The 5,472-nt window shown below is 69.6% G+C and carries 6 protein-coding genes; 2 read left to right on the top strand and 4 right to left on the bottom strand.

Annotated elements, in window-relative coordinates:
* Positions 1 to 128 precede the first annotated feature (128 nt).
* Entirely contained in the window at positions 129 to 485 is a 357-nt protein-coding gene (locus K6I34_RS30485) for a metal-sensitive transcriptional regulator (RefSeq protein ID WP_229330876.1), read from the bottom strand.
* Between the two features lie 268 nt (positions 486 to 753).
* Between K6I34_RS30485 and K6I34_RS30490 the strand changes: the two genes are divergently transcribed.
* Together K6I34_RS30490 and K6I34_RS30495 are read left to right on the top strand one after the other, a co-directional pair.
* A complete protein-coding gene (locus K6I34_RS30490) occupies positions 754 to 1,374 on the top strand; it encodes a DUF47 domain-containing protein (protein WP_121801285.1) in 621 nt (206 codons plus the stop codon).
* 6 nt (positions 1,375 to 1,380) lie between these two features.
* Positions 1,381 to 2,379 carry an inorganic phosphate transporter gene (locus tag K6I34_RS30495; RefSeq protein ID WP_229330878.1) on the top strand — a complete coding sequence of 333 codons (999 nt, stop codon included), beginning with the start codon at positions 1,381 to 1,383 and terminating at the stop codon, positions 2,377 to 2,379.
* A gap of 282 nt (positions 2,380 to 2,661) precedes the next feature.
* On the opposite strand, the gene pstB is transcribed toward K6I34_RS30495, so the two are convergent.
* From pstB to pstC, 3 genes are all read right to left on the bottom strand, one after another.
* A complete protein-coding gene (pstB, locus tag K6I34_RS30500) occupies positions 2,662 to 3,441 on the bottom strand; it encodes a phosphate ABC transporter ATP-binding protein PstB (protein WP_229330880.1) in 780 nt (259 codons plus the stop codon).
* A gap of 29 nt (positions 3,442 to 3,470) precedes the next feature.
* Positions 3,471 to 4,544, bottom strand: a complete 1,074-nt coding sequence (gene pstA / locus K6I34_RS30505; RefSeq protein WP_229330884.1) for a phosphate ABC transporter permease PstA — start codon at positions 4,542 to 4,544, stop codon at positions 3,471 to 3,473.
* A gap of 5 nt (positions 4,545 to 4,549) precedes the next feature.
* On the bottom strand, positions 4,550 to 5,472 hold a 923-nt coding region (pstC, locus tag K6I34_RS30510; protein ID WP_229330882.1), incomplete at its 5' end, for a phosphate ABC transporter permease subunit PstC.

Raw genomic sequence — 5,472 nt, forward strand, 5'->3', positions numbered from 1 at the left:
GCGCGACCAGCCCCCACCGGCCCGCAGTCGCGCGCGCAGCGCAAGACGCACCCCCGGTAGGCGCACCGCACCACGAAGCCGTACTCCGATGGCGCGGGTCCCGGGGCTTCGCCCCGGGAGGGTGGGCGTCACGTGCGCAGAAGGCGCGCGATGGCCGCGCTCGCCTCGGCGACCTTCGCGTCGATCTCCTCGCCGCCCTTCACCGCCGCGGCCGCCACGCAGTGCCGCAGGTGTTCCTGGAGGAGCTGGAGGGCGAAGGACTGGAGCGCCTTGGTGCTCGCCGACACCTGGGTGAGTATGTCGATGCAGTAGACGTCCTCTTCGACCATGCGCTGGAGGCCCCGGATCTGCCCCTCGATCCGGCGCAGCCGCTTGAGGTGCTGGTCCTTCTGGTCGCTGTAGCCGTACGGGCCATGGTGGCCGGGCTCGGCGGTGCCGCCGCCCGTCGCGTCGCCGTGGCAGGCTCCGGCTTCCGTGGTCGTCATGGCGTCCTCCATGGTCGCTCCGGCGCGCCGGAGGCCGGGTCTATGGATCAGGTTCTCCGGACCAAGGGGTTTGGCGGCCTGTCGGCGCTTATACCCCACTCGTATACCCCCGGCAGGTATATGCTACAGAATTCCGTCCGCCGAGGCGGTACCTGCCTTCATGAGCACTCTGCCCGATGGGCGACACTGAGGGAATGCCAGTTAGCCGTGGCCGGACGATGCGCCTAGCATCAACGAGACCGAATCCGCTGCACCCCGAGGATCCCACGTGCGATTTCGTCTGACCCCCAGGGAGACGAGCTTCTACGACATGTTCGCCGCGTCCGCGGACAACATCGTCACGGGCTCCAAGCTCCTGATGGAACTGCTCGGAGCGGACACCTCCGCCCGGGCCGAGATCGCCGAGCGGATGCGGGCAGCGGAGCACGCGGGTGACGACGCGACGCACGCGATCTTCCACCAGCTGAACTCCTCCTTCATCACGCCGTTCGACCGCGAGGACATCTACAGCCTCGCCGGCTCGCTCGACGACATCATGGACTTCATGGAGGAGGCCGTCGACCTGGTCGTGCTGTACCAGGTCGAGGAGCTTCCGAAGGGCGTCGAGCAGCAGATCGAGGTGCTCGCGCGGGCCGCCGAGCTCACCGCGGAGGCCATGCCCAACCTGCGGACCATGACGAACCTCACGGAGTACTGGATCGAGGTGAACCGCCTCGAGAACCAGGCGGACCAGATCCACCGCAAGCTGTTGGCCCAGCTCTTCAACGGCAAGTACGACGCCATCGAGGTGCTCAAGCTCAAGCAGATCGTGGACGTGCTGGAGGAGGCCGCCGACGCGTTCGAGCACGTCGCCAACACGGTCGAGACCATCGCGGTCAAGGAGTCCTGACCCCCGGTGGACACCTTTGCTCTCGTCGTGACCATCGGGGTCGCGCTCGGCTTCACCTATACGAACGGCTTCCACGACTCCGCGAACGCCATCGCGACCTCGGTCTCCACGCGGGCGCTGACCCCGCGGGCGGCGCTCGCGATGGCGGCGGTGATGAACCTCGCCGGTGCCTTCCTGGGCAGCGGGGTCGCCAAGACCGTCAGCGAGGGCCTGATCGCCACGCCCGAGGGCCAGAAGGGGATGGGCATCCTCTTCGCGGCGCTGGTGGGCGCGATCGCCTGGAACCTCATCACCTGGTACTTCGGGCTCCCGTCGTCCTCCTCGCACGCCCTCTTCGGCGGCATGGTGGGCGCGGCGCTCGCGGGCGGCACCACGGTGATCTGGTCCGGGGTGATCGAGAAGGTCGTCATCCCGATGTTCGTCTCGCCCTTCATCGGCCTGATCCTCGGCTATCTCGTGATGGTCGCGATCATGTGGATGTTCCGCAGGGCGAACCCGCACAAGGCCAAGCGCGGCTTCCGTATCGCGCAGACCGTCTCGGCGGCGGCCATGGCGCTCGGCCACGGCCTCCAGGACGCGCAGAAGACCATGGGCATCGTGGTGATGGCCCTGGTCATCGGCGATGTGGAGGGCAAGGGCGACGCGATCCCGCTGTGGGTCAAGCTCGCCTGCGCGCTGACGCTCTCCGCGGGTACGTACGCGGGTGGCTGGCGGATCATGCGGACGCTCGGCCGCCGGATCATCGAGCTGGACCCGCCGCAGGGTTTCGCCGCCGAGACGACGGCGGCGTCGGTCATGTACACCGCGTCGTTCATGTTCCACGCGCCGATCTCCACGACGCATGTGATCACCGCCGGGATCATGGGCGTGGGCTCGACGAAGGGCTCCCGGGCCGTGCGCTGGGGCGTCGCCAAGAACATCGTGATGGGCTGGTTCATCACGATGCCGGCCGCGGCCGTGGTGGCCGCGATCAGCTACTGGATCGTCCAGCTGGCCTTCGCCTAGCCAGGCACGCACCGGGGGCTCCGCCCCCAGGCCCCCGCTCACCGCGGGGGCCTTCTGCGTTTCGGCGCGCCCCGTCAGGGGCGCGGGGAACTGCGCGACCGGCCACGGCGTAACCCGCAGGCGCGCGCCGAGCGCAAGAGGCACCCCGGTAGGCGCAGCCCGTACAGCGCAAACGATCGGGCCCGCCCCCAGTGGGGGCGGGCCCTTCGCCTTGCGGTGGCACCGCCATGCAGCACCGCGAGGCGGTCCGTCGGCCGAGCGGTGCGTCGGCCGGGCGGTCCGTCAGCCGAAGCGGCCCGAGATGTAGTCCTCCGTGGCCTGGACCGACGGGTTCGAGAAGATACGCGCCGTCTCGTCGATCTCGACGAGACGGCCCGGCTGGCCCACGCCCGCCAGGTTGAAGAAGGCCGTGCGGTCGGAGACGCGTGCCGCCTGCTGCATGTTGTGGGTCACGATGACGATCGTGAACCGTTCCTTCAGCTCGCCGATGAGGTCCTCGATGGCGAGGGTGGAGATCGGGTCGAGCGCCGAGCAGGGCTCGTCCATCAGCAGCACCTGCGGCTCCACCGCGATGGCCCGGGCGATGCACAGGCGCTGCTGCTGGCCGCCGGAGAGGCCCGCTCCCGGCTTGTTCAGCCGGTCCTTGACCTCCTTCCAGAGGTTGGCGCCCTGGAGGGACTTCTCCACGACCGCGTCCATCTCCGGCTTGCGGATGCGGCCGCCGTTGAGGCGCAGGCCCGCGGCCACGTTCTCGTAGATCGACATGGTGGGGAAGGGGTTCGGGCGCTGGAAGACCATGCCGACCGTGCGGCGCACGGAGACGGGGTCGACGCCGGGCCCGTAGAGGTTCTCGTCGTCCAGCAGCACCTTGCCCTCGACGCGGCCGCCGGGGGTGACCTCGTGCATCCGGTTCAGGGTGCGCAGGAAGGTGGACTTGCCGCAGCCGGAGGGCCCGATGAACGCGGTCACCGAGCGGGGCTCGACGGTCATCGAGATGTCGTCGATGGCCTTGTGGCTGCCGTAGTAGGCGTGCAGGCCGCTGACGTCGATGCGCTTGGCCATGGGAATCACTTCTGCTTTCGTAAGGACGGTCAGCGACCGGACTTGGGGGCCTTCCAGCGGGCGATGCCGCGGGCCACCAGGTTGAGGATCATGACGAAGGCGATGAGGACGAGGGCCGCCGCCCAGGCGCGGTCGTAGCTGGCCTCGTTCCCGGCCGCCCACTGCTCGTAGATGTAGTACGGCAGCGAGGACTGGGCGCCGTCGAAGGGGTTGTTGTTGATCACCTGGGAGCCGAAGACCAGGAGGACGATCGGGGCGGACTCACCGGCGATGCGGGCGACGGCGAGCGTCACGCCGGTCGCGATGCCGCCGATGGCCGTGGGCAGCACCACCTTGAGGATCGTGCGCCACTTCGGCACGCCCAGGGCCAGGGAGGCCTCGCGGAGCTCGTTCGGCACGAGCTTGAGCATCTCCTCGGTGGAGCGGACGACCACCGGCATCATCAGGATCGCCAGGGCCATCGACCCGGCGAAGCCGGAGTAGCCGAAGTCCAGCATCAGGATCCAGAAGCTGAGCACGAACAGGCCCGCGACGATCGACGGGACGCCCGTCATCACGTCCACGAAGAAGGTGACGACCTTGGCCAGCATGCCGCGGCCGTACTCCACCAGGTAGATCGCGGTGAGCAGGCCCACCGGCGCCGCGATGGCGGTGGCGATGCCCACCTGCTCCAGGGTGCCGATGATCGCGTGGTAGACGCCGCCGCCCGGCTGGATGGTCAGGACGCCCGCCATCGAGTGGGAGAGGAAGCCGCCGTCCAGGACCTTCGCGCCGCGCCTGACCGTCTCCCACGTGAGGGAGAGCAGCGGCACCACGGCGAGCAGGAAGCAGACCCACACCAGGCTGGTGGCCAGCCGGTCCTTGGCCTGCCTGCGGCCCTCGACGCGGGCGGCGAGCCCGTACATCCCGAGGATGAAGAGCAGGGCGGCGATCAGGCCCCACTGGACCCTGCTGCTCAGCCCGGCGCCGAGGCCGATCGCGACCGCCACGGCGGCCGCGGCGAGGGCGACGGCGGGCGGGGCCCAGCGGGGCAGGCGCGGCTGCCGCAGGCTGCTGCGCGGCTGCGGGGCGCTGTCGGCGACCAGCGGCTGCTCTACGGTCACGTCGCTCACTCCGAATACTCCTTGCGACGCGCGATGATCAGTCGGGCCGCGCCGTTGACCAGCAGGGTCAGGACGAACAGCACCAGGCCGGAGGCGATCAGGGCGTCCTTGCCGATGTCACCGGACTCCTTGAAGCTGCTCGCGATGTTCTGCGCGAACGTGCCGCCGCCCGGGTCCAGCAGGCTCTTGCCGATGACGAAGCTGGGGGAGAGCACGGTCGCGACGGCCATGGTCTCGCCGAGCGCGCGGCCCAGGCCGAGCATCGAGGCGCTGATGACACCGGACCGGCCGAAGGGGAGGACGGACATCCGGATGACTTCCCAGCGGGTCGCGCCGAGCGCGAGCGCGGCCTCCTCGTGCATCTTCGGGGCCTGGCGGAAGACCTCGCGGCTGACGCTGGTGACGATCGGCAGGATCATGATCGCCAGCAGGATGCCGATGGTGAAGAGCGAGCGGGCGGCACCGTCGTGGTACGCGAGGACCCCGGTCCAGCCGAAGTAGTCGTCGAGCCAGCTGTAGAGCCCGCCGAGATGCGGCACCAGGAAGAGGGCGCCCCACAGGCCGTACACGATGGACGGGACGGCGGCGAGCAGGTCGATCACGTACGACAGCGGCGCGGCCAGCCTGCGCGGCGCGTAGTGCGAGAGGAAGAGCGCGACGCCGACGGCGACCGGGACGGCTATGAGCATCGCGATCAGCGAGCTGACGACGGTGCCGAAGGCCAGCACCGCGATGCCGAAGACCGGCGGGTTCGCGTTGGCGTTCCACTCGAAGGTCGTGAAGAAGTCGCCGTGGTCGTGCGAGAGGGCGCTGGCGGCCCGGACGGTGAGGAAGACCGCGATCGCGGCCATGATCACCAGGAGCAGGAGACCGGAGCCCCGGGAGAGGCCGAGGAAGATCCGGTCACCGGGGCGGGCGGCCGTCTTCG

Source organism: Streptomyces sp. UNOC14_S4, assembly GCF_020740835.1.
Lineage (GTDB): Bacteria > Actinomycetota > Actinomycetes > Streptomycetales > Streptomycetaceae > Streptomyces.